21 protein-coding genes and 1 pseudogene are annotated in these 21,068 nt (G+C 59.2%); 16 read left to right on the top strand and 6 right to left on the bottom strand.

What is annotated here, in order from left to right; all coding sequences use genetic code 11:
• Positions 1–92: 92 nt before the first annotated feature.
• On the bottom strand, positions 93–497 hold the full coding sequence (locus tag ACP7BS_RS09065) for a DUF983 domain-containing protein (RefSeq protein ID WP_426230384.1): 405 nt from the start codon (positions 495–497) through the stop codon (positions 93–95).
• Positions 498–720: 223 nt separating this feature from the next.
• Here ACP7BS_RS09065 and ACP7BS_RS09060 point away from each other — a divergent pair, with 223 nt between their 5' ends.
• Positions 721–2,097, top strand: coding sequence for a PLP-dependent aminotransferase family protein (locus tag ACP7BS_RS09060; RefSeq protein ID WP_426237721.1), 1,377 nt, complete (start codon positions 721–723; stop codon positions 2,095–2,097).
• Between the two features lie 244 nt (positions 2,098–2,341).
• On the opposite strand, the gene ACP7BS_RS09055 is transcribed toward ACP7BS_RS09060, so the two are convergent.
• Positions 2,342–3,232, bottom strand: a complete 891-nt coding sequence (locus ACP7BS_RS09055; RefSeq protein WP_426237719.1) for a LysR substrate-binding domain-containing protein — start codon at positions 3,230–3,232, stop codon at positions 2,342–2,344.
• Positions 3,233–3,262: 30 nt separating this feature from the next.
• The gene (locus ACP7BS_RS09050; RefSeq protein ID WP_426230381.1) at positions 3,263–4,171 is read right to left on the bottom strand and encodes a LysR substrate-binding domain-containing protein; all 909 of its coding nucleotides are present in this window, start codon (positions 4,169–4,171) and stop codon (positions 3,263–3,265) included.
• Positions 4,172–4,280: 109 nt separating this feature from the next.
• Between ACP7BS_RS09050 and ACP7BS_RS09045 the strand changes: the two genes are divergently transcribed.
• The 7 genes and pseudogenes from ACP7BS_RS09045 (at position 4,281) to ACP7BS_RS09015 (ending at position 9,249) form a co-directional block, all read left to right on the top strand.
• Complete coding sequence (locus tag ACP7BS_RS09045; RefSeq protein ID WP_426237717.1) at positions 4,281–4,955, top strand: cysteine hydrolase family protein; 675 nt, start codon at positions 4,281–4,283, stop codon at positions 4,953–4,955.
• Positions 4,952–5,254, top strand: a complete 303-nt coding sequence (locus ACP7BS_RS09040) for a GYD domain-containing protein (protein WP_426230379.1) — start codon at positions 4,952–4,954, stop codon at positions 5,252–5,254. The genes ACP7BS_RS09045 and ACP7BS_RS09040 overlap by 4 nt, the downstream gene beginning before the upstream one ends.
• A gap of 52 nt (positions 5,255–5,306) precedes the next feature.
• Positions 5,307–6,212, top strand: a complete 906-nt coding sequence (locus tag ACP7BS_RS09035; RefSeq protein ID WP_426238058.1) for a transporter substrate-binding domain-containing protein — start codon at positions 5,307–5,309, stop codon at positions 6,210–6,212.
• A gap of 17 nt (positions 6,213–6,229) precedes the next feature.
• Positions 6,230–6,907, top strand: coding sequence for an amino acid ABC transporter permease (locus ACP7BS_RS09030; RefSeq protein WP_426237715.1), 678 nt, complete (start codon positions 6,230–6,232; stop codon positions 6,905–6,907).
• A 25-nt stretch (positions 6,908–6,932) separates the two neighbouring features.
• Positions 6,933–7,709, top strand: a complete 777-nt coding sequence (locus ACP7BS_RS09025; RefSeq protein WP_426230376.1) for an amino acid ABC transporter ATP-binding protein — start codon at positions 6,933–6,935, stop codon at positions 7,707–7,709.
• A gap of 11 nt (positions 7,710–7,720) precedes the next feature.
• Entirely contained in the window at positions 7,721–8,443 is a 723-nt protein-coding gene (locus ACP7BS_RS09020) for an MBL fold metallo-hydrolase (RefSeq protein ID WP_426230375.1), read from the top strand.
• A 223-nt stretch (positions 8,444–8,666) separates the two neighbouring features.
• Positions 8,667–9,249, top strand: a pseudogene (locus tag ACP7BS_RS09015) (tyrosine-type recombinase/integrase).
• 130 nt (positions 9,250–9,379) lie between these two features.
• Here ACP7BS_RS09015 and ACP7BS_RS09010 read toward each other — a convergent pair.
• Positions 9,380–10,270, bottom strand: coding sequence for an AraC family transcriptional regulator N-terminal domain-containing protein (locus ACP7BS_RS09010; protein ID WP_426230374.1), 891 nt, complete (start codon positions 10,268–10,270; stop codon positions 9,380–9,382).
• 133 nt (positions 10,271–10,403) lie between these two features.
• On the opposite strand from ACP7BS_RS09010, the gene ACP7BS_RS09005 reads away from it, so the two are divergent.
• Genes ACP7BS_RS09005 through ACP7BS_RS08995 form a run of 3 tightly spaced genes read left to right on the top strand, consistent with a single transcriptional unit; the run spans position 10,404 to position 12,398 of the window.
• Positions 10,404–11,171, top strand: a complete 768-nt coding sequence (locus ACP7BS_RS09005) for an SDR family NAD(P)-dependent oxidoreductase (RefSeq protein ID WP_426230373.1) — start codon at positions 10,404–10,406, stop codon at positions 11,169–11,171.
• A gap of 56 nt (positions 11,172–11,227) precedes the next feature.
• Complete coding sequence (locus ACP7BS_RS09000) at positions 11,228–12,007, top strand: alpha/beta fold hydrolase (RefSeq protein ID WP_426237714.1); 780 nt, start codon at positions 11,228–11,230, stop codon at positions 12,005–12,007.
• Entirely contained in the window at positions 11,964–12,398 is a 435-nt protein-coding gene (locus ACP7BS_RS08995; protein WP_426238089.1) for a hypothetical protein, read from the top strand. Before ACP7BS_RS09000 ends, ACP7BS_RS08995 begins: the two co-directional genes overlap by 44 nt.
• Positions 12,399–12,464: 66 nt before the next feature.
• Here ACP7BS_RS08995 and ACP7BS_RS08990 read toward each other — a convergent pair whose 3' ends face one another.
• Together ACP7BS_RS08990 and ACP7BS_RS08985 are read right to left on the bottom strand one after the other, a co-directional pair.
• The gene (locus tag ACP7BS_RS08990; protein ID WP_426237713.1) at positions 12,465–13,523 is read right to left on the bottom strand and encodes an LLM class flavin-dependent oxidoreductase; all 1,059 of its coding nucleotides are present in this window, start codon (positions 13,521–13,523) and stop codon (positions 12,465–12,467) included.
• Between the two features lie 185 nt (positions 13,524–13,708).
• Entirely contained in the window at positions 13,709–14,692 is a 984-nt protein-coding gene (locus ACP7BS_RS08985; protein ID WP_426238056.1) for a LacI family DNA-binding transcriptional regulator, read from the bottom strand.
• 329 nt (positions 14,693–15,021) lie between these two features.
• Between ACP7BS_RS08985 and ACP7BS_RS08980 the strand changes: the two genes are divergently transcribed.
• The 5 genes from ACP7BS_RS08980 to araD all read left to right on the top strand — a co-directional run bounded on the left by ACP7BS_RS08980 (position 15,022) and on the right by araD (position 21,065).
• Positions 15,022–16,086 carry an ABC transporter ATP-binding protein gene (locus ACP7BS_RS08980; RefSeq protein WP_426230368.1) on the top strand — a complete coding sequence of 355 codons (1,065 nt, stop codon included), beginning with the start codon at positions 15,022–15,024 and terminating at the stop codon, positions 16,084–16,086.
• A 60-nt stretch (positions 16,087–16,146) separates the two neighbouring features.
• The gene (locus tag ACP7BS_RS08975) at positions 16,147–17,382 is read left to right on the top strand and encodes an ABC transporter substrate-binding protein (protein WP_426237711.1); all 1,236 of its coding nucleotides are present in this window, start codon (positions 16,147–16,149) and stop codon (positions 17,380–17,382) included.
• 145 nt (positions 17,383–17,527) lie between these two features.
• Positions 17,528–18,463: a carbohydrate ABC transporter permease gene (locus ACP7BS_RS08970; protein WP_426230366.1), complete on the top strand. Its 936-nt coding sequence runs from the start codon at positions 17,528–17,530 to the stop codon at positions 18,461–18,463.
• A gap of 5 nt (positions 18,464–18,468) precedes the next feature.
• Complete coding sequence (locus tag ACP7BS_RS08965) at positions 18,469–19,323, top strand: carbohydrate ABC transporter permease (RefSeq protein WP_426230365.1); 855 nt, start codon at positions 18,469–18,471, stop codon at positions 19,321–19,323.
• Complete coding sequence (gene araD / locus ACP7BS_RS08960) at positions 19,320–21,065, top strand: L-arabinonate dehydratase (protein ID WP_426237709.1); 1,746 nt, start codon at positions 19,320–19,322, stop codon at positions 21,063–21,065. The genes ACP7BS_RS08965 and araD overlap by 4 nt, the downstream gene beginning before the upstream one ends.
• Positions 21,066–21,068 lie beyond the last annotated feature (3 nt).

The following is a 21,068-nucleotide window of genomic DNA, read 5'->3' as shown; positions in this document are numbered from 1 at the left end:
CTGCAATTCAAGACCCGGAAACGCCATGGCGGTATCCGGCCGAAACAGCGTCGGCGGATGAGGAGCGGTAGCCGAGGCTTCTCAGTTCTGCCTTACGCGGTGGGCGGCGTTTTCGGCCTGACATAGTCGCGGTCGATCTTGCCCTCTTCCGCCTTGTAGAAAAACTGGCTGTTGACGAGCCAGCCCTTGAGCGGCCTCAGCGGCAGAATGCACGTCAGCAGGAGGAGCGGGGTTGACGTCAACAGGTGGACCCACCACGCGGGCGAGTAGACAACTTCGATGTAGACCGCGATGGCGACGACCGGGATGCAGGTGAAGCAGATCACGAAAAAAGCGGGGCCATCGGCAGGGTCGGCAAAAGAGTAATCCAGGCCGCAGGATTCGCATCGCGGTTTCAGCGACAGGAAGCCATCGAAGAGATGGCCTTGTCCACAACGGGGGCAAAGGCCTTTAATGCCGGTACGAATGGGGGGAAGCGGTGGCCACTCGGTGGTCATGTCGTTATCCTCGCAGGACGAATTGATTACATACAATACACATACAATATTCCTAACAATATGGTAATTGTACAAACCGTCGCAGGCCTGGATGACAGGCTGACGGCTACCAAAGATGAATTGGTAGCTAATGTTCGCAGCCTCTTTTTTTGCTGGTCGTTTAGTTGTATCGAGTTAAACGAACCATATAATTCAGATTGATAGGATCACGGCGGACCCTCCCATGGCTGCGACATCATGGATACCGAAGCTCGGCTCCAGGGGCGGGCCGATCTACCTTGCGATCGCTGACGCGCTAGCTGCCGACATTGGCAGTGGACAGCTTACCGAGGGTGCTCGCCTTCCGACGCAGCGCAGGCTTGCGGACGACCTCGAAATCGACTTTACGACAGTAAGCCGCGCCTATGCGGAGGCTCAGAGTCGGGGGTTGATCGAAGGCCGCGTTGGCCAAGGCACTTACGTGAAGGCGCGGCGACACGCTCCAGCTCGCGCGCAGCCTTCAGGGCTGGTCGACATGAGCATGAACCTGCCGCCGCGTTTCCAGAACCGCTCCCTCACCCACCGGATGTGGGAAACTGTCAGGGACCTCGAGGATCAGGGTCTCGACCTTCTAATGCGCTACCAGGAGCCGGGAGGGATCATTGAGGACCGGATGATCGCGACGTCCTGGCTGTCGCGCAGACTTCCGGATGCCGCTCCTGATCGCGTCCTCGTCGCAGCAGGTGCTCAGGGTGCGCTGAATGCTGTGCTGAGCGTTCTGACAGAGCCGGGCGACACGGTCTGCGCGGAGCAATTGACCTATCCCGGATTCAGGTCCGTCGCCTCGCATCTGAAGCTGAAGCTCGTGCCGCTGGAAATGGACGAGCATGGCTTGCTTCCTAAGGCATTCGAGCGAGCCTGCCAGAATGGAGAGCCGAAGGCGCTCTACTGCATGCCAACGCTCCACAACCCCACGACGCGGACCATGCCGCTCGCCCGGCGTCGCGAGTTGGTTGAGCTAGCCCGATTGCATGATGTCCCAGTGATAGAGGACGATGCCTATAGTGCCCTGGTTCCCGACGCGCCTCCGCCGCTCGCCGCTCTCGCACCAGATATCGTCTACCATGTGGCGAGCTTGTCGAAGTGCCTGTCTCCCGCCCTGCGCGTCGCCTACATCGCTGTACCGGAAGGACGATCTCTCAGGCTCGCCAGCGCCATCCGCGCTTCGGCTTCCATGGTTTCTCCGCTCACCAGCGCGGTTGCCTCGCGATGGATCGAGAACGGGCTCGCGGACATGGTGCGCGACGAGATCATCCGGGAGAGCGCCGAGAGGCTGCAAGTCCTGAACGCGACGCTGCACAAATATGCCGAGACCTCATCTGGAGGGTTCCACGTCTGGATGCACGTCCCGAAACCTTGGACACGCGGCGAACTCGTTTCGAGACTTCGTTCTGTCGGCGTCGCCGTCGTCGCCAGCGACGCCTTCGCTGTCTCAAGCTCTCCGGAGGCGATCAGGATCGGACTTGGCGCTCCGGAAAGCTTAGAGGAAGTAAAGCGGAGTATGGAAGTGCTCGCCGACCTGTTGTCACAACAGCCGGCGATCTCGACAATGGTGGTTTGACGCTCCGCTTCGGGGCCGATAGCGGACTTCGGCGAACCGCGGCGGTCCGGCTGCTTTCGTCTCTTGTGTTCGAGAAGCAGTCAGACCGCAGGCGGCCCCGAGCCGGTCGCTGGCTTTGGCCGTAGGTGATGCTTTTGCTGAATAACTCGCTCGCCAACGGATTCAATTTAACCTGATCGGCAGTTCGAGTCTGTCTGAGACCTCGAGTGTTTTATTCAAACGCATTGAATGTTCATGTGGGCATTCAAGGCATTGCTGCCTCCTCGATTAGCCAATTGATGAACGAGTTCACTTCGGCAGTCTCCCTTCTTGTTTCCGCGCAAATGCAATAATAATTGTGAAGGGCAGGGACACTGAGTTGAAGGGGTTGAACAAGGCGCCCTTCATTGAGATCGCGCGCCGAAACGACCTCGTCGCTGAGCGCCACGCCAAAGCCATCTCGGGCGGCCTGGAGCACGATGCCGAAGTCGTCAAAGTGCACGTCGGACTCACCAGCGTAAGGAATGCCGGCTTCAGCCTGCCAGCGTCGCCATTGCGAACCGTCATCCTCATGCAGCAGTCGATGATAGGCGAGATCGGAGGGTTGGCGGATGGCGTTCGGTCCACGCAGGAGCTGGGGGCTGCAAACTGGAGTCATGCGGATTCCGTGAAGCAGGCGACACCAGAAGCCCGGCCACGGTGGCATGCCATAAACGATCGCGACATCGGTCTTGCGCCAGTCGACGTCGTGGAAGCGGCTGGAGGTGAGAACCTTCAAGTGGAAATTTGGGCTTTCCTCCATAAAAGTGAAAAGTCGGGTGGCGAGCCAGGCAACGCCATGAACTTGTGGGATGGAGATGGTCAGCGCCCGCTTTGGTGCTCCGCCATATTTATGCGTCGAGAGCTGGCGCACCCCAGTGTGAATAGCGTCCATGGCACTTGCCACAGAGCGCTGGAGCTGGCTTCCGCTCGGGGTCAAAGCCAATTGCCTGCCGCGTTTTTGAAATAGATCGACGCCAAGCGTCACTTGGAGAGCGCGGATTTGCTGGCTGACCGCACCGGGCGTCACATGCAGCTCCGCCGCCGCCGCACTGACATTGCCGAGCCGCGCGACGCTCTCGAAGACACGAAATGCATGAAGGGGTGGCAGCGACATAGAACTCTTCCTCAATCGGCGTTCGACGGATCAAGCATTTTGATCCCGCCCTGGACGTAACTCCTCTACCACGCGATCGGCCAGCGTTCGCAGGACGGGGTCGTTCGCGCGGTCAACCGCGCAGACAATATAATATTCCCGCGCCGCATTGATCGTAGTGGAGAACGGCTGGATAAGCCGCCCCTCGCTGAGGAAGTTTCGCGTCAGCACATCCGAGACGAGCGCCACGCCGCGGCCCTGAACGGCGGAAGCGATCGCCTGCGCCACTGAGCTCACCCGGACACGAGTATTGCCCTCAAGGGCGATCCGGGCCGCGATGGACCATTTCGCCCATTCCCCACCGTCGTCTTCGTGCAGCAGGGCGACGGAGCTCAGCTTTCCGTCCCGATTGCGCAGGTCAAGTCGGGGGAACAAGGTCGGCGAGCACACGGCACAGAGCCGGACCTCGCTAAGCGAGCGCCAGTATTTTCCGGTGAACGGCGGATTATCATAGACGATCGCCAGATCATTGTCCGCCCAATCGACCTCTGCGGCCGTGATCGCCTCGTTAATGGTGAGGTTGGAAATGCCGTGCGCCTGAGCAAAATCGACGAGTGTCGCTGTCAGCCATGCGATCCCGAGCGCAGTCGGTACGGAAACCGATAGCGATGCGGGATGGTCGCTGGAGGTCAGCTTCCGTGATGCCCGCGTCGACGTATCGAGCTGACCCAGGGATATGGCGACTGTCTGCGAAAAATCCCTGCCCGCCTGGGTGAGAGCGACATTCCGGCCCGACTTCTGAAGCAGGATGATGCCCGTCGCAACGCTCAGTTTCTTGAGTTGCAACGAAATCGCGCTCGGACTGAGGTTCAATTCCTCCGCCGCCTGCCTCACGCTGCCGAGGCGCGCAGTCGCTTCGAAAGCGGGGAGATATTGGAGGTAGGGCGGTAGGCGGCTCATCTGGATATCCGGTTGATCGTTTAGCTTTATAGAACGATATTGGTGATTTTAAATTGATTTTTTCAAACTGTTAAGAGTGTTATTCCATCGCCAAAGAGGAGCCTATTTCATGATCTCGGCAACACCATTCGACTACCCCTATGATGACAATCTTGATGCGCGCACGACGGCGCTTGTTATCATCGACCTCCAAGAAGATTTCCTCTCCACTACGGGTTATTTCGCCCGGCAGGGTTATGATCCCGCGCCGCTTCGCGCGATCCTTCCCGCGGTGAATCAGCTCATTGCCGCCTGCCGCGAGGCCGGCATCCGGATCATCCACACGCGGCAGGGCTATCGCGCAGACCTTGCCGACATGACCCCTTATGAAAAATGGCGCCGGCAGCGGTCTGGCCTCGATGGAACGAATGCGCTGCTGCGCTCCAGCCCCGGCTTCCAAATCGTTCCCGAACTCGACGTGCGCCCGCAGGACATCATTGTCGACAAGACCTGCAACAGTGCCTTCACCTACACCGATTTCGAGCATGTTTTGCGTGCGCAGGGCATCACGCATTTATTGTTCACCGGTTGCACCACGGATGTCTGCGTTCACACTACGCTGCGCGAAGCCTGCGACCGCAATTTCCAGTGCCTAACGATCTCCGACGCCTGCGCCAGCGGCGATCAATATGCCCATGAGGCCGCACTCCACATGGTCACCGTTGAGAACGGCATTTTCGGCGCCCTAACCAATACTGCGGCCGTGCTTGAAGGGCTGAAAAAGCTTGGAAAATCTCCGCAATGAGCGAGACTCAGAAATACGTTTCGTTGATGCGCCTGACGCAAAAGGGGCTTGCCGAACTGACCGACAGCGCCAAGCGCCGCAAGGTCAGCGAGGATCGCGTGGCCGCTCTAGGGGGGAAATCGATCGCCTTCTACGCCCTACTAGGGACCTATGATTTCATGCAGGTTTTCGAGATGCCGAGCAATGAAGCGATGATGCAATACGTGCTCACGGCGCGCCGCGATGGCCATGTCGAGCCGCTCATCCTTCCGGCCTTTGATACCGACAGTTACGGCCAGATCCTCAATGCGGTGGGCTAGGTCAATTGTTTAGTTATTCTGCGCTTTTTTAACTTAAAAGTTTAGCTTGTCTGTGAAAGGCGTTCGTATACGACTTCATAGAAATTCGATCCAAGAAGCAAAAAAAGGGAACATAGCAATGATGACTGCAATACTAGGAACGAGAACGACTTTACTGGCAGGCACTATGCTTGCCGTCCTCTTTGGCGCGGGCAATAGTCTTGCCGGCGACCAGAAGCCTGATTTCGTATCGGGCGGTGTTTTGAAGGTCTGCACCAGCGGTGAATTTCCGCCGATGGAATATTATGAAAATCCGGGTGACAAAGACCTTGTCGGCTTTGAGGTCGATGTCATCGACGCGATCGCCAAGCGCTGGGGCGCGAAAGCGGAATATGTGGTAGGCGACTTCAAGGGATTGCTGCCATCACTCGATTCCAAGCGCTGCGATCTTGTCGCGAGCGGCATCCTGATCACGCCGGCCCGCCTCGAAAAATACGATGGAATTCCGTATTTCGGTTCTCACGTCGTGATGGTCACCGCGGCGAGCGACACGGAGACGAAAGTCCCCGCGGATGTCAGCGGCAAGGTGATGGCAATCGAGGCCGGCACATCTTACGAAAAGATGGTTGCCGATCTCAATGTGGAACTCGAATCTTCCGGCAAGGCGCCGATCCAGGCACAGACTTATCCCTCCGCGTCCGGCGTCATTGAGCAGATCCTGGTCGGCCGGGCGACGGCGACGATCACGCAGGATACGACTGCTGCCTATCGAATGCTTCAGGTTTCCGGTCGGCTGAGCATCCCCTACACCTACGATGAAAGTGAAAACTACGGCATCTATCTTAGGAAGAGCGATGGCGACCGGCAAATGCTGAAGGAGGCGATTGAAGCCCTGCAGGCGACCGGCGAGATGAAGACGATTCTACAGAAATGGAACCTGCCGGAAACAGCGACTGATGTTTCCCATGACGTCAACTGACGATAGGGCGTTACAAAGTGTTCCAATTTGACCTCTTCCTGCAGGCGATCCTCAGTGCCCCCCTATTTAAGGGGGCACTCCTGACGATAGGCCTTTCGCTGTGCGTCATGGTCGTGTCCCTCGTGTTCGGCATGGCACTCGGCTCCTTGGCCGGCTCGCCGCGACCGGCGGTCCGTTGGCTGGTGACGCTCTACGTCTGGCTTTTCCGCGGTGCACCCGCGCTACTCGTGCTGCTGTTCGTTTGGAATGGATTGCCGCAGATCTCGGAAATCTTCCGCGCCGGGTGGTTTACACCTTTCGTTGCTGCATTCCTGGCGCTCTCACTCATCCAGATCGCCTATCTGGCGGAAATCCTGCGCAGCGCATTTGCTGCAGTCGGTCGTGGGCAACAGGAAGGGGCCGCAGCGCTCGGCATGCATCGCTGGCAGATCTTTCTGGTCATCACGATGCCGCAGGCCCTGCGGATCGCGGTTCCGGCGCTGATGAATGAATTCATCTCGCTTTTGAAAACCACGTCGCTTGCGACCGTGATCTCCCTCAAGGAACTGATGACCGTCTCGCAGTTCGCCATCGCGACGAGCTTTCGGTTTCTCGAATGGTATGGCGCAGCGCTCGTCTACTATCTCGCCATCGTCTCGGTGCTCACGTTCGCCCAGAACCGCATCGAATATTTTCTCTCGCGCGGCTATCGCTAATCCCCGTTTCACCCACGAGTTGGATATGAACACGCAAATGACGAAGACCGATTTCCCGAAGCCGGGTCCGCAGGCTGCAATCCAGGTGGCTGGCGTCAGCAAATGGTACGGCGCTTTCAAGGTCCTGAAGAACATTGATCTCACGGTGAACAAGGGGGAGCGCATCGTGATCTGCGGCCCGTCCGGCTCCGGAAAGTCGACGCTCATCCGTTGCATGAACCGTCTGGAAGTCCACCAGGAAGGTTCGATCGTCGTCAACGGCATCGAGCTCACCAATCAGCTCAAGCGCATTGACCGCGTTCGAAGCGACGTGGGCATGGTCTTCCAGCATTTCAACCTCTTCCCGCACTTGACTGTTCTGGAAAACTGCACGGTCGCCCAGCGGTGGGTGCGCAAGCTGCCGAAGAAGCAGGCGACCGAGATCGCAATGAAATACTTGGAACGGGTGCATATTCCGGAAAAGGCCGATAAATATCCGGGCCAGCTATCCGGCGGCCAGCAGCAGCGCGTCGCCATCGCGCGCGCCCTTTGCATGAACCCCAGCATCATGCTGTTCGACGAGCCCACGTCGGCGCTTGATCCTGAAATGGTCAAGGAGGTGCTGGACACTATGATCTCGCTCGCCGCCGACGGCATGACGATGGTCTGCGTCACCCACGAGATGAATTTCGCGCGCGAGGTTGCGAGTGAGGTGGTCTTTATGGATGGCGGCCAGATCATCGAGCGCAACAAGCCCGACATCCTGTTTTCCGCACCGACGCACGAGCGCACAAAGCGCTTCCTCGGCAAGCTGCTGCATTGAACGAGGCCATCTTGACCAACTCGAACTGGTTTTCAAAGGAAAAAATCTCGGACCGGATAACCCGCATTTGGGAGCCTCATGTCCATAGGTTCTTCCAGGCCAACATGTTCCATGTCGTCGGCAAGGATGCCGACCTCGTCATTGATTTCGGCATGGGCCTCGCCAATCTCGGGGGCGTGTTAGATATTCATTTGGGTAAACCCGTTCTCGCGGTAGCGACTCACGTTCACGTCGATCATGTCGGCTCGTTCCACGAGTTCGAGGCGCGGCTTGGCCACGCAGTCGAAGCCGGGGCTTTCGCGCTTATGCCGGATGCGCACACGCTCGCCGATTATTTCCGCAATCAGCCGAACGCCCTGACCGCAATAGCGCCCACGGGGATGACGTTGGAATCCTACAAAATTTCGCCGGCACCTCTCACCAGGATTTTGGCGGAGAACGACGTCATCGATATCGGCGGCGCCTGTTACACGGTTCTGCATCTTCCCGGCCATTCTCCCGGTTCCATCGGCCTGCTCGACCAGAGGACGGGGGAATTTTTTAGCGGGGACGCCATATACGAGGGGGGCCTCGTGGATAATTTGCCGGGATGCAATATCGAAGCCTACAAAGCCACCATGAAACGCTTGGCAGAGCTTGACGTTGATCTCGCTCACGGAGGTCATGGACTGGCGTTTGGCAGAGACCGGCTGCGCGAGATCGCCGTGGGCTACTTGCATTCGAAAGGATGCTGAAAAGACCAACTTCCTGCGCAATGAAAGTCCGAGAAAGCCCGGGCATCGTGAGCACTGCAGAGGGCGCGCGTACCCAATGGGTCAACTTCGACCATTAGCGCAAGCCGGTCGCATAACCGCTTTCGCATTGTGCACTCCAAGAGCAGTTAGTCCGGAGACGGCCCAGGCAACCCTGAGCCCATGCATTCTCCTAACGGCCAATGCAGGCCGAAGGAAGAATGAAATGGGAATTGCACAATACGATCCTACCGCACTGGGCCGTCCGGCGTGGAACGCCGGCCGAAAGGTCGGCGTCAAGAAGCCGCTGAAACAGCGCCAGATTTGGGCGATCCGCTTTTTCCTCGACCGGGAGGGACGCATGCGCGATCGCGCGTTGTTCGACCTCGCAATCGACAGCAAACTCCGTGGTTGCGATCTCGTGAAAATGAAAATCGGAAGTCTCGTGACAGGAGCGGAAATTCGAAGCCGTTCCATGGTCATCCAGCAAAAGACCGGCCGTCCGGTGCAGTTCGAAATCACGGCGGACGTGAGGGCAAGTCTGCTTGCGTGGCTCGAAAGGAGAGGTGGAACAGTTGATGACTACGCCTTTCCCAGTCGCATCGACCAGTGACCGCAATTGGTCTACGACGCGACGACTACGGCACGCACTCGCTTCGGCGCACCAAAGCCGCAATGATTTACAAGGCAACAGGAAATCTTCGCGCGATCCAAATCCTCCTCGGCCACCCTAAGATCGAAATACCGTCAAGTATTTAGGAGTGGACATTGAGGATGCGTTGGAATTAGCGGAACATATTGAGATCTGAGAGCGTGCGGCCTCGCGCAAAGCGGGGCCGCACGTGTCAACATAGGTGTGCTCTTCTTGGAGATTGCTGCCGCACCGCTATGCGCCTCCAGAGCCGTCATGCGCTTGTTTCAGCGTGCGCGCTGAAACAGTCAGGCCGACAGAAGCTTTCCGATGTCTCGGCGTGGCGGAGCCCCGAACAGCCGGGCATATTCCCGGCTGAACTGTGAGGGGCTGGCATAGCCCACCTCAAAGGCGACCGTTTCCGCCGACATTTCGCGCGACAACATCAGCCGACGCGCCTCCATCAGGCGGATCTGCTTTTGAAACTGCACCGGCGTCATTGCGGTCATTGCCTTGAACTGACGATGGAAGGCTGTCGGGCTCAGGCCGGCGAGCGCGGCAAGATCATCGACGCGCACCTGCTTGTCGAAATTGCCCCGCAATGCGTGGATCGCTTCGACCAGACGCCGGTTTCGCTCCGCGCCGACGACCATGCGGGCGAAGACAGCGCCATGTGGCCCGGCCAGCAGGCGGTAGCAGAGTTCGCGCTTGACGCCGGGATAGAGCAGCGGGATTGCCTGCTGCTCGCCAAGCAGGCTGACGGCACGGGCGGCGCAGCCGAGGATCGCCTCGTTGAGCTCCATAACGAAGGCGGCGGCATGCCCGTCGGAGGCCGGAGTGGGCGGCGCCTCCATACTTTCATAGACTTCGCGTAGGATTGCCTGGTCGAGTTCGATGACGGCGCTGAGATAGGGCGCATCCGGCGCGCCGTGCACCACCTGGCTTGCACCAGGCATCTCGACGCTGACGACCATGGCCTGGCTGGTGCGATAGTGGAGCCTCCGTTCGCCGAACGTCGTCCATTTCGCGCCCTGCACCACGATGCAGAGCGCCGGCCGGTGGATCAGGTGGTTCGGATGCCGCTCGGAGAACGATCGGAGCAAGGCCAGTCCGTCGATCGCGGTGAAATAGGGGCTCTTGTTTCCATGAGCCGCAAACGCGGCGACGACGGCATCATGCAATATCGAAAGAGTGCTCAATCGGATTCCCCGAAAATCTGGAATTCCACATTAACGCCGGAGGCAGGATCAGGCAAGAAAGAAGCCGGTTCCGGCATGTTCGCCCGTGCTTCGCCCTCTTATGTTCACCGTCATCAATCAAAGGAGAACGGCGATGACACAGAATTCTGAACGCAAAATCGCAATCGTCACCGGCGGCAGCCGCGGGCTGGGCCGCAACACCGTGCTCAACCTTGCCAGACGTGGTGTCGACTCGATCCTCACCTACAATTCCAGCAGGGCGGAAGCCGAAAAGGTCGTGGCCCTGGTTGCTGAAGCCGGCGCCAACGCCATTGCCCTCAAGCTCGACACCGGCGACGCCCACGGTTTCGACCCTTTCGTCGACGCCGTAAATCGGGCGCTTGCCGATCTGGGCGCCGAGCGCTTCGACTACCTCGTCAACAATGCCGGAACCTCGCACCACAACAGCATCGAGGCGACGACGGAAGATGAACTGGATCTGCTTTACAATGTGCACTTCAAGGGCGTTTTCTTCCTGACGCAGAAGCTTTTGCCGCTGATCAACGACGGCGGCCGGATCGTCAACCTGTCGAGCGGCCTGACTCGCATCATCGTTCCTGGCAGTGCTGCTTACGGTGCGATGAAGGGAGCGGTCGAGGTGTTGACCCGGTACATGGCAAAGGAACTGGGACCGCGACGCATCGCCGTCAATGTCGTCGCGCCTGGCGCCATCCAGACCGACTTTAGCGGCGGTATGGTGCGCGACAATCCGGATCTGAACCAGCGTGTCGCCGAAATGACGGCGCTGGGCCGCGCCGGCCTGCCCGACGATATCGGTCCGATGATTGCCTCGCTGCTCTCTGAGGACAACCGCTGGGTCAATGCCCAACGCATCGAGGTCTCTGGCGGCATGTCAATCTGAGATGCGCTTCGGACCGGATTCAAATAATTCTACAGCTTCGCAAACGATGGAGATTCATGATGATGAACAGACGCACATTTTCGAAAACTTTGCTCGTCGGTGCTGCCACGTCATTTGTTGCGACACATGCCGGCCTGGCCGCCACACACACGCCTCCAAACGCGCGCAATGTCGTTCTGGTGCATGGACTTTTCGCCGACGGATCATGCTGGGCCGAGGTTATCACCCGGCTGCAAGCGAAGGGCCTAAACTGCACGGCGGTACAGAACCCGCTGACCACGCTGCCCGATGCCGTGGCGGCCGCCCGGCGCATCCTCGACCGGCAGGACGGTCCGACTGTCTTTGTCGGCCACTCCTTTTCGGGGATGATCCTCACCGAAGCAGGCGTACATACGAACGTCTCTTCACTGGTTTATGTCGCTGCCCGAGCACCGGATGCAGGTGAGGACTATGCAGCTTTGGCAAAAATCTACCCGACACCACCCGCAACCGCGGGCATTGTCTTCGACGGCGACGAAGGACGGCTGACGGAAGAAGCGTTCCTGCGCGACTTCGGGGGCGATCTTCCCGAGGCAAGGGCGAGGGTTCTCTATGCCGTTCAACAACCATTCCAAAAGGCGTTGCTCACCGGCAAAACCTCAAACGCTGCTTGGCGTTCCAAGCCAAGCTACTACGCCGTTTCGACGCAAGATAGGACGATAAATCCAGACCTGCAGCGTTTCATGGCCAAACGCATGGGCGCTAAAGCCATCGAACTCAAATCCAGCCATCTGTCTCTCATTTCGCATCCAAATGAGATCACCAAGCTCATTCTGGAAGCTGCCGGGCGATCATGACATTGGATCCCCTGACGCCGCGCGAGCCGATATTCCGAGCCTGATCGCTGCCGGCAAGGCCAACGGGGAGATCGTCGAGGCACTCGGAAAAACGCCGGCCCGGATGGCCGCGAAGGATGACGAATTGCGGCGCGGATATCAAAGCCTGAAGCTAGAGTTGGAGTCGACAAACGAGAGCGGCATGGAGGAATATCTAGCCCAGAACGCACCGTTCATCGATGCCGTGGTAAGACCACCACCAAAGACGTTATCACGGATCCGTGTCGGCAACGGCCATGGCCAGGCCGCCTGCAGGAAGGGCCGCTATTTGACCTTCCCGCTCCGAAACTTGCTGGTCCCTTCACGGCCCAAATCAGCCATTTCAGATGGGCCAAGTGAATGCTTTAGTTAGAAAATCTAATAAAGACGGAAAGAAACATCAGGATCTTCAGTTCTAATTGGATCAAGGCGAGACCTGTCAAAGCGGCCCGTGGTGCAAGCGCGGCAGAACGTGGCGCGCGAACAGATCTGCCTCAGCCGCATGCGGATAGCCCGACAGAATGAAAGCCTCTATACCCTCGGCGCGATACGCCTGCAGTTTTGCTAGAACTTGATCGGGATCGCCAACGATCGCTGCACCGCAGCCGGAACGTGCGCGGCCGATACCAGTCCAGAGGTTGTCCTCCACATAGCCCTCGTTGCCGGCCTGTTCGCGCAGTTCGGCCTGGCGCCGGACGCCAACCGACTGGCTGTCGAGTGATTTCGCCCGGATGACCGCTCCAGTGGCGTCATCGAGTTTTGACAGTAGGCGATCGGCAGCCAGTCGTGCTTCGGCCTCGGTTTCGCGCACGACGACATGCACGCGGTAGCCGAACCGGAGCGCGCGGCCGCGCTTTTCTGCTCGGCAGCGAAGATCGGCGATCGTGGCACGGACGGTTTCCATCCGATCCGGCCACATCAAATAGATATCGGCACCTTCGGCTGCTGCGTCGCGGGCGTCCTCCGACAGGCCGCCGAAATAAAGCTGCGGGCAGCGTCCCAACAGCGGAGCGACCCGCGGCGGATCGATCTTCAGCTTCCAGAACGCGCCATCGTGATCGAGCGGCTTTCCGTCAAGCAGCGTGCGCAGGATCGACATCGCCTCGATGGTGCGGGCATAGCGCGGGCCGCTCGGAAGGGTTTCGCCCGGCATCTCGCTGGAGATGATGTTGATCGACAAGCGGCCATTGGCGATGCGGTCGATAGTGGCGATCTGGCGTGCCAGTTGCGGTGGCCAGTTTTCGCCGATGCGAACCGCCATCAGGAGTTTGATCCTGCGGGTTAGCGCGGCCATAGCCGACGCAAAGGATGTCGTATCGATGCCCAAGGCATAGCCGGAAGGCAGCAAAACATTGTCGAAGCCACCGCTTTCGGCCTGCAGGACGATATCGCGACAGTGTTCGAAGCTCGATTGAAGCCTCGGATCCGGAACCCCGAGGAACTCGTAATCGTCGTCACAAAGCGCGGAAAACCAGCTTACTTCGCAGGCGGTGGTCATGAAGGGATCTCTCCGGTCCTGTCGGCGCATTCTTGCGCAGCATTTCTCTAACGGCTCTGTCTCCGGCGCAAATGTCTCTGGTAGCAGCCGTTCCTTGAGTAGGAACGAAAGGCACGTTCGCGTTTTCCCCGTTCAGTAGGTCAATTTTCGAAGCGAAGTGACAGCGCTCGGTGAATTGTCATCGCTTAGCTGCTTTGGCGGTGAAGCAGCGTGAAGCGGGTATCGATGATAATGGGCGTCCTCTCGGGGCCGTGAGCGATGCGCTCTAAGATCAGGCGCGCGGCCTCGGTTCCGATAAGATCGCCTGGCGGGCGTATGGTGGTGAGCGAGGGATTGGACGCGGCACTGAAGCTGAGATCGCCGAAACCGACAATCGAAAGCTGACCGGGAATGTCGATCCCAAGCCGCTGGCATTCGAAGATCACGCCCAACGCCACATGGTCGTTGGAACAGGCAATGCCGTCCACCTGCGGAAATTTTCGCATTGTCTCGCCGAGCAACATCGCGCCCACTTCGGCGCTTGACGGCGCGGGATGCTGGATGATCTCGGCGGTGACGCCTGCGGTTTTGCGGGCTTCCTCCACAAATCCCTCGGCACGGTGTGTCGCCCTTTGGTCTTCTTGCAAGCGGGCGCCGAGAAAGACGAGTTTGCGGCGATTTCGCTGCACGAGATGTGCGGCGGCCGAGCGCCCGACCTGTTCGTGGTGGAAGCCGACGGCCATCTCGATGGGCTCAGAGCCAAGCTCCCAAATTTCGACGACCGGAACGCTGCTTTCGCGCAAGAGCTTTCTGGTGGCGTTGCTGTGGGAAAGCCCCGTCAGAACGATTGCAGCGGGTGCCCAGGAGAGCGCCATGCGCACAAGGTTTTCCTCCTCGCGCTCGCTGTATTCAGTATGGCCGAGCATGACCTGTAGCCGCTCCTTTCCGAGTTCAGCCTGCATCGTGGCCACGGTTTCGGCAAAAAAGGCATTGCGGACAGAAGGCACAATGATGCTGACTGCGCGCGATGAGGCGGCCGCAAGGCCGCCGGCCATGAGGTTAGGTACGTAATTGAGCGCCTCTATTGCTTTGGCGATCGCCTCACTTGCCGCGGCTGAAACCGCATCCGGCTTTCGCAGATAAAGGGAGACCGTGGAGGGTGATGTCTGGGCCCGCGTCGCAACGTCCATCATGGTCACGCGCTGCATCTTGCGGCGTTTGCGCGTCGGCTTCGCGGTTCGTCCGGTATTCAACATTCTTCCTGTCTATATAATAGCGCTATTATTTACGGGCATCATAACGCATGGTTTTCCACCGGACAATTCCTCCTTTCCGCAAAAGGCCAATTTAACTGGAGTATCTTGATTTTCCAGTTGATAATCGGTTTTGATCGGGGTTCTTCAGCGCCTCAGCGGGGTGATTTTAGAGCGCCCGCTTGCCAAACTTAAATCGTAGCGCTATTATATCCGCAACAAATAGCGATCGGCACTGGATGGGTTGCCGCTTTCGGGAGGTTGAAATGGCGGGAGTGAGCCTGCGGGCGCTGGACAAGAGTTACGGCGCCCTTCGGATCGTCAAGGGAATTGATCTGGAGATCGCCGACGGCGAGTTCGTGGTTTTCGTCGGTCCTTCGGGCTGTGGGAAGTCGACCACCTTGCGCATGGTGGCCGGTCTGGAGACGATCACGGGCGGCGAGGTCATGATTGGCGATCGTGTCGTCAACCGGTTGGCGCCGCGCGATCGCGATATCGCCATGGTCTTCCAGGATTACGCGCTCTATCCGCATAAGACGGTTCGGGAAAATATGGGGTTTAGCCTCAAAGTGCGTGGGATTGCCGCAGGAGAGGCTGCGGCACGGGTCGATGAGGCGGCCAATATGTTGGGTATCTCCCATCTGCTGGATCGCCGGCCGGGCCAGCTGTCTGGCGGTCAACGCCAGCGCGTCGCCATGGGTCGCGCCATCGTGCGCCGTCCGAAAGTGTTTCTCTTCGATGAGCCGCTGTCCAATCTGGATGCCAAATTGCGCGGCCAGGTCCGCACCGAAATCAAGAAGCTGCATCAAACGATCGGCACGACGATCATCTACGTTACGCACGATCAGGTTGAGGCTATGACGCTCGCCGATAGGATAGTCATCCTGCGCGGTGGAGAGATCGAGCAGGTGGGGACGCCGGACGAGGTCTACAACCGTCCGGCCAGTGTCTTCGTCGGTGGTTTCGTCGGGTCGCCTGCGATGAATTTTGCGAGAGCCAAGGCTGATGGCAGCAATCTGTTATTTGCCAATGGAGACCGTTTGCCTATGTCGGCGATCCAGGCTCGCACTGACAAGGGCCGGGATTTCATCGTTGGAATCCGACCAGAGCATTTCACCGCGAACCCGTCCGAGGTCTCGCTGACCTGTCACGTTCAGGTCGTCGAGCCGCTTGGATCCGATACGCTGCTCCATTTCGCCGTCGGCAACGAGACGCTGACCGCCCGGATGCCGCCCGAAACGCGCGTCAAGGCCGGCGAAACGCTGCAGATCGGCGTGGATCCCGCGAAAATACATCTTTTCGACGCCGCAACTGAACGCGCCGTCCATTGACGACCCCGCGCGGGGAGGATGCCAAGGCCGCGCGACCAAACACCCAAAGGGAGGAAAATCATGACCTTTAAGAATTTATCCGGTGCATTACTTTGCGGCACGATGCTGGCTTTCGCGATGCCGGCTTCGGCGCAAACGGCGCTGAACGTCTATATCTCCAGCCAGCACCAGCCGGACGTCTGGCGCAAGGCGCTCGACAAGTATGAAGCGGCCAATCCCGACGTGAAGGTCAAGATCGAGACCGGGGGCAACACGTCCGAAGCGCAGGCACAGTATCTGAATACTGTGATGTCGGCCAAGGATACCTCGCTCGACGTCCTCATCCTCGACGTTATCCGCCCCGCGCAATTTGCCGCTGCCGGTTGGACCAGCGATTTCGCGGATAAGGACATGGCCTCCTACCTGCCAGCCTATGCGGGCGCCAACACAGTCGATGGCAAGGTGATCGCGCTTCCGGCTTTCGCTGACTCTCAATTTCTTTACTACCGCAAGGATCTTCTGGAAAAGTACGGCATCGAGCCGCCCAAGACTTGGGACGAATTAAAGGTGGCTGCCAAGAAAATTGCCGAAGGCGAGGGCAATGCCAATCTGCAGGGCCTGTCCTTCCAAGGCAAGGCGATCGAGGGTGCGGTCTGCACCTTCCTTTTGCCTTATTGGAGCCAGGGCAAGATGCTGACCGACAACGGTCGCCTTACCTTCGATCGCGATGCGGCCATCAAGTCGCTCAGCCTCTGGAAGAGCTTTGCCGACGAAGGCGTTGCCAAGAAGAACATCGCCGAAGTCGGCACTGACGATACGCGCAAGGAGTTCCAGGCCGGCAACGTGATCTTCGCGGTCAACTGGTCCTATGCCTGGGCGCAGTCGCAAGGTGCTGAATCCGCAGTTGCCGGCAAGGTTGGCGTTGCCAAGCTGCCGGCGATGACGGGTGGCGAGCAGGCGACCTGCCTCGGCGGCTGGGAATGGGGCGTGTCCGCATATTCCGAGCACCAGGACGAGGCCAAGAAGCTGGTCGAATATCTGTCGTCTGAGGACGTTTCGAAGTTCATGGCCATCAATGCCTCGCTGCTGCCGACCTATGCCAGTCTTTATCAGGACGCAGAGGTGACGAAGAGTGCGCCGTGGTTTGCCAATGCGCTGCAGGTGGTTCAAACCGCCAAGCCGCGCCCAGTGACGCCGCGCTACAACGAAGTCAGCGAGGTTATCCGCACCACCGTCAACGCGGTTCTCGCAGGCGTCACGTCGCCGGAAGATGGCGCCGACCAGATCGAGGCACGCCTGAAGCGCATCCTGCGGTGAGGAGCCCTTAACTCCTTGCTCAATCCCCTCCTTGCGCTGCGGGGAGGGGAGACCTTCTCAAGAGATGTGACGAGCTGCCTTTCGGCGGTGCCGGGCAAGGAATAGGCCTTGCCGTCCAGACCTCTCAACGTTTCGGAACGAAACCATGGCGACGACAACCACATTCAAGGCAACGGACATACAGGAGGCCCCGCCTGCAGGCTGGACACGCTGGCTCGATCTCAGCGACCGTTCGCTGGCCGTGCTGCTTCTGGCGCCGGCCGCGATCCTTCTCGCGCTGATCATCGTCTATCCGGTCTGCCGGCTGGCCTATACGAGTCTTTTCAGCCTGTCCCTGACATCGGGGTTGCCGGCTGAGTTCGTGGGGCTGGAAAACTACCGGTTGATGATCGACGATCCGGTCTTTTGGGAAACCACCTGGAACACGGTCCTGATCACGCTGATCACTGTTCCTGGCGCTTTGCTGGTCGGGCTTTGCCTTGCGCTCATGGCGAACCTTCCGTTTGCGATGCAGTGGCCCGTCCGCCTGTCGCTGTTGATCCCATGGGCGCTGCCGCTGTCCTTCGCCGGTCTGATCTTCGCCTGGTTTTTCCATTCGGAGTATGGCGTCGTCAACGACGTGCTGAACCGTTTCGGGTTCGAGGGCATCATCTGGTTCAACTCGCCGAACTGGGCCTTTGCCGCGATCTGTCTCACCATCATCTGGAAGACGTCGTCCTTCATGGCGCTGATCATCCTTGCAGGCCTGCAAACCATCCCGCGCTCGCTCTATGAAGCAGCGGACGTGGACGGCGCCGGGCGTCTACGGCAGTTTTTCGAAATCACCCTGCCGCTGCTGAAACCATCGATCGTCGTTGCATTGATCTTCCGCACCATCACCGCTCTGCAGACCTTCGACATTCCTTACATGATGACGGGTGGCGGACCGGGCACGTCCACCTCGACGCTTGCCATGTACATCCACCAGAACACCGTGTCCTTTCTCGATCTCGGCTACGGATCTGCGCTCGCCGTCGTCATGTTCGCGCTGTCGATGTGCGTGACGGCCGTCTATCTCCGCATGATCCGGACCAAGGAGTAATCGCCATGAGCACGCTAGCCGCCCCCGGTTCGACATCCTTACTGTCCGGCAAGCCGTTGCGGTTCATCGCCGCCGGCATTCTTCTGGTGAACGGCATGTTCCCGGCGCTCTGGATCCTGTTCACCTCGCTCAAGACCGAGGGCGAGCTGACCGCCAAGCCGATCACCTGGATTCCGCATGCCCCAACCGTGCAGAACTATGTGCAGGCCTTTTCCGACCAGCCGTTGCATGTTTTCCTCTTCAACAGCTTCATGGTGGCGCTGCTTTCGACCGCGCTGACGCTGCTCGTCTCGGTACTGGCAGCCTATGCGCTCGCCCGGCTCAACCTGACCTATCGCGGGCTAATCCTGTCGCTAATTATCGCGGTCTCGACATTTCCGCTGGTGACACTGCTGGTGCCGCTGTTCGAAATCATGCGGACGCTCAATCTTTTGAATAGCTGGACGGCGCTGATCCTACCCTACACGGTGCTGAGCCTGCCCGTCTGCACGCTGATGCTGGTCTCCTTCTTCGAGGGCATTCCGCGCGATCTGGAGAATGCCGCGATGATCGACGGCTGTACGCGCATGGGAGCGCTGTTCAAGGTGGTGGTGCCGCTTTGCGCGCCGGGCGTGTTCACGGCGGGGATCCTTGCATTCGTCAACGCGTGGGACGAATTCCTGCTGGCGCTGTCCTTCAATTCCAATCCGTCGTTGCGCACTCTGCCGGTCGGCATCCAGCTCTATCAGGGCGAGTTTGCCTTCCCCTGGCCGGTGATCTCTGCAGCGTTGGTCGTCGGGATCGTACCGGTGGCCATCCTCATTGTCATCTTCCAGGAGCGCGTCGTCTCCGGCCTGACAGCGGGCGGCATCAAGGGATGAGCGACGTGAAGAAGAGACGCGATCTTTCGGAACTGCGCAGCCAGCGCTGGTTCGCCTCCGACGACATGCGCGGCTTTGCCCACCGGCAGCGCACTCAGCAGATGGGTATGCGTCGGGACGAATTCATGGGCCGGCCGGTGATCGGTATCATAAACACCTGGAGCGAGATGAGCCCCTGCCACGCCCACTTGCGCGATCGGGCGGAGGCGGTAAAGCGTGGCGTTTGGCAGGCCGGCGGCTATCCGGTCGAGATGCCCGCGCTCTCCGTCGGCGAAGTCATGGTCAAACCGACCACCATGCTCTACCGCAATTTTCTGGCGATGGAATGCGAGGAGCTTTTGCGTTCGCATCCGGTCGATGGAGCTGTGTTGCTTGGCGGCTGCGATAAGTCCACGCCGGCGCTGCTGATGGGCGCGATCTCGATGGACATTCCTATAATTTATTGCCCTGCCGGGCCGATGTCGAACGGCCAGTGGCGTGGAATCAAAACCGGGGCAGGCACTCACACCAAGAAATACTGGGACGAGCTGCGCGCCGGCAACATCACGCAGGACGACTGGGTCGATCTCGAAAGCCGGATGACCCGCTCGGCGGGCACCTGTAACACTATCGGCACGGCCTCGACTATGACCTCGATCGTCGATGCGATGGGGCTGACGTTGCCCGGCGCGTCGTCGATCCCGGCGACGGATTCCGGCCATCCGCGTATGGCATCCTTATGCGGCGTGCGGATCGTCGAGATGGTCTGGGAGGATTTGAAACCGTCCGACATTCTCGACAAGGCCAGCTTCCAGAACGGCCTCGTCGCCTACATGGCGCTCGGTGGGTCCACCAATGCGGCCGTTCATCTGGTTGCCATGGCGCGCCGGGCCGGGGTCGATCTGTCGCTCGACGACATGGCGGCGATGGCCGGCAGGGTTCCTGTCGCTGTCAACGTGTTTCCCTCGGGCGAATACCTCATGGAGGATTTCTACTTCGCCGGCGGTCTCCTCGCGCTTTTGAACAAGTTTTCACGTCATCTCGATCTCACCCGGCCGACCGTCAATGGCCATACGCTTGGCGAAAACATCGCCGGGGCGGAGTGCTGGAACGATGATGTCATTCGCGATGAGGACAATCCGGTAGTGCCCCTGTCGCGCGGCAAGACGCTGGAAGTTTTGCGCGGTAATCTGGCGCCGAACGGCGCGGTGATGAAGTCCTCTGCGGCAAATCCGAAATTCCTGAAACATGTCGGCCCGGCCATCGTCTTCGACAATCCCGGCGTCATGAACAAAACCCTGGACGACCCTGATTTGGATATCACCGAGGATACGGTGATTGTTCTGCGCAATGCCGGTCCAGTCGGTGCGCCCGGGATGCCGGAATGGGGTAATTTGCCCATCCCAAAGAAGTTGCTCAAGCAGGGAGTGCGCGACATGGTGCGCATCTGCGATGGCCGCATGAGCGGCACGCACTACGGCACTTGCATTCTGCACGTTTCGCCCGAGGCCGCCATCGGCGGACCACTGGCACTGTTGAAGACCGGCGACCTGATCGAACTCGACGTAGCGGCCGGGACCATCAACATGAAGGTCGATGAGCCGGAAATCGCCCGCCGACGGGCCGAGTGGAAACCCTCCCCGCGGGTCTACCAGCGGTCTTTTGCGGCACTTTACCAGCAGCATGTGAGCCAAGCCGACCAAGGCTGCGACTTTGACTTTCTAAGCGGAACGGCCGTCGTGCCGGATCCCGCGATCTATTGAGGA

Source organism: Pararhizobium sp. DWP1-1-3 (genome assembly GCF_049896125.1).
Lineage (GTDB): Bacteria > Pseudomonadota > Alphaproteobacteria > Rhizobiales > Rhizobiaceae > Pararhizobium.
Note: the sequence above shows the minus strand (reverse complement) of the source record. Positions and strands in the feature narration are given on the sequence as shown.

Coding starts and splice junctions, on each gene's coding strand:
- ACP7BS_RS08975 (WP_426237711.1), top strand. CDS start 16,147: ATGACCTTTAAGAATTTATCCGGTGCATTACTTTGCGGCACGATGCTG.
- ACP7BS_RS09055 (WP_426237719.1), bottom strand. CDS start 3,232: ATGTCGCTGCCACCCCTTCATGCATTTCGTGTCTTCGAGAGCGTCGCG.
- araD (WP_426237709.1), top strand. CDS start 19,320: ATGAGCGACGTGAAGAAGAGACGCGATCTTTCGGAACTGCGCAGCCAG.
- ACP7BS_RS09025 (WP_426230376.1), top strand. CDS start 6,933: ATGAACACGCAAATGACGAAGACCGATTTCCCGAAGCCGGGTCCGCAG.
- ACP7BS_RS09050 (WP_426230381.1), bottom strand. CDS start 4,171: ATGAGCCGCCTACCGCCCTACCTCCAATATCTCCCCGCTTTCGAAGCG.
- ACP7BS_RS09060 (WP_426237721.1), top strand. CDS start 721: ATGGCTGCGACATCATGGATACCGAAGCTCGGCTCCAGGGGCGGGCCG.
- ACP7BS_RS09045 (WP_426237717.1), top strand. CDS start 4,281: ATGATCTCGGCAACACCATTCGACTACCCCTATGATGACAATCTTGAT.
- ACP7BS_RS08980 (WP_426230368.1), top strand. CDS start 15,022: ATGGCGGGAGTGAGCCTGCGGGCGCTGGACAAGAGTTACGGCGCCCTT.
- ACP7BS_RS08995 (WP_426238089.1), top strand. CDS start 11,964: ATGAGATCACCAAGCTCATTCTGGAAGCTGCCGGGCGATCATGACATT.
- ACP7BS_RS08985 (WP_426238056.1), bottom strand. CDS start 14,692: ATGGACGTTGCGACGCGGGCCCAGACATCACCCTCCACGGTCTCCCTT.
- ACP7BS_RS08965 (WP_426230365.1), top strand. CDS start 18,469: ATGAGCACGCTAGCCGCCCCCGGTTCGACATCCTTACTGTCCGGCAAG.
- ACP7BS_RS09065 (WP_426230384.1), bottom strand. CDS start 497: ATGACCACCGAGTGGCCACCGCTTCCCCCCATTCGTACCGGCATTAAA.
- ACP7BS_RS08970 (WP_426230366.1), top strand. CDS start 17,528: ATGGCGACGACAACCACATTCAAGGCAACGGACATACAGGAGGCCCCG.
- ACP7BS_RS09005 (WP_426230373.1), top strand. CDS start 10,404: ATGACACAGAATTCTGAACGCAAAATCGCAATCGTCACCGGCGGCAGC.
- ACP7BS_RS09040 (WP_426230379.1), top strand. CDS start 4,952: ATGAGCGAGACTCAGAAATACGTTTCGTTGATGCGCCTGACGCAAAAG.
- ACP7BS_RS08990 (WP_426237713.1), bottom strand. CDS start 13,523: ATGACCACCGCCTGCGAAGTAAGCTGGTTTTCCGCGCTTTGTGACGAC.
- ACP7BS_RS09000 (WP_426237714.1), top strand. CDS start 11,228: ATGATGATGAACAGACGCACATTTTCGAAAACTTTGCTCGTCGGTGCT.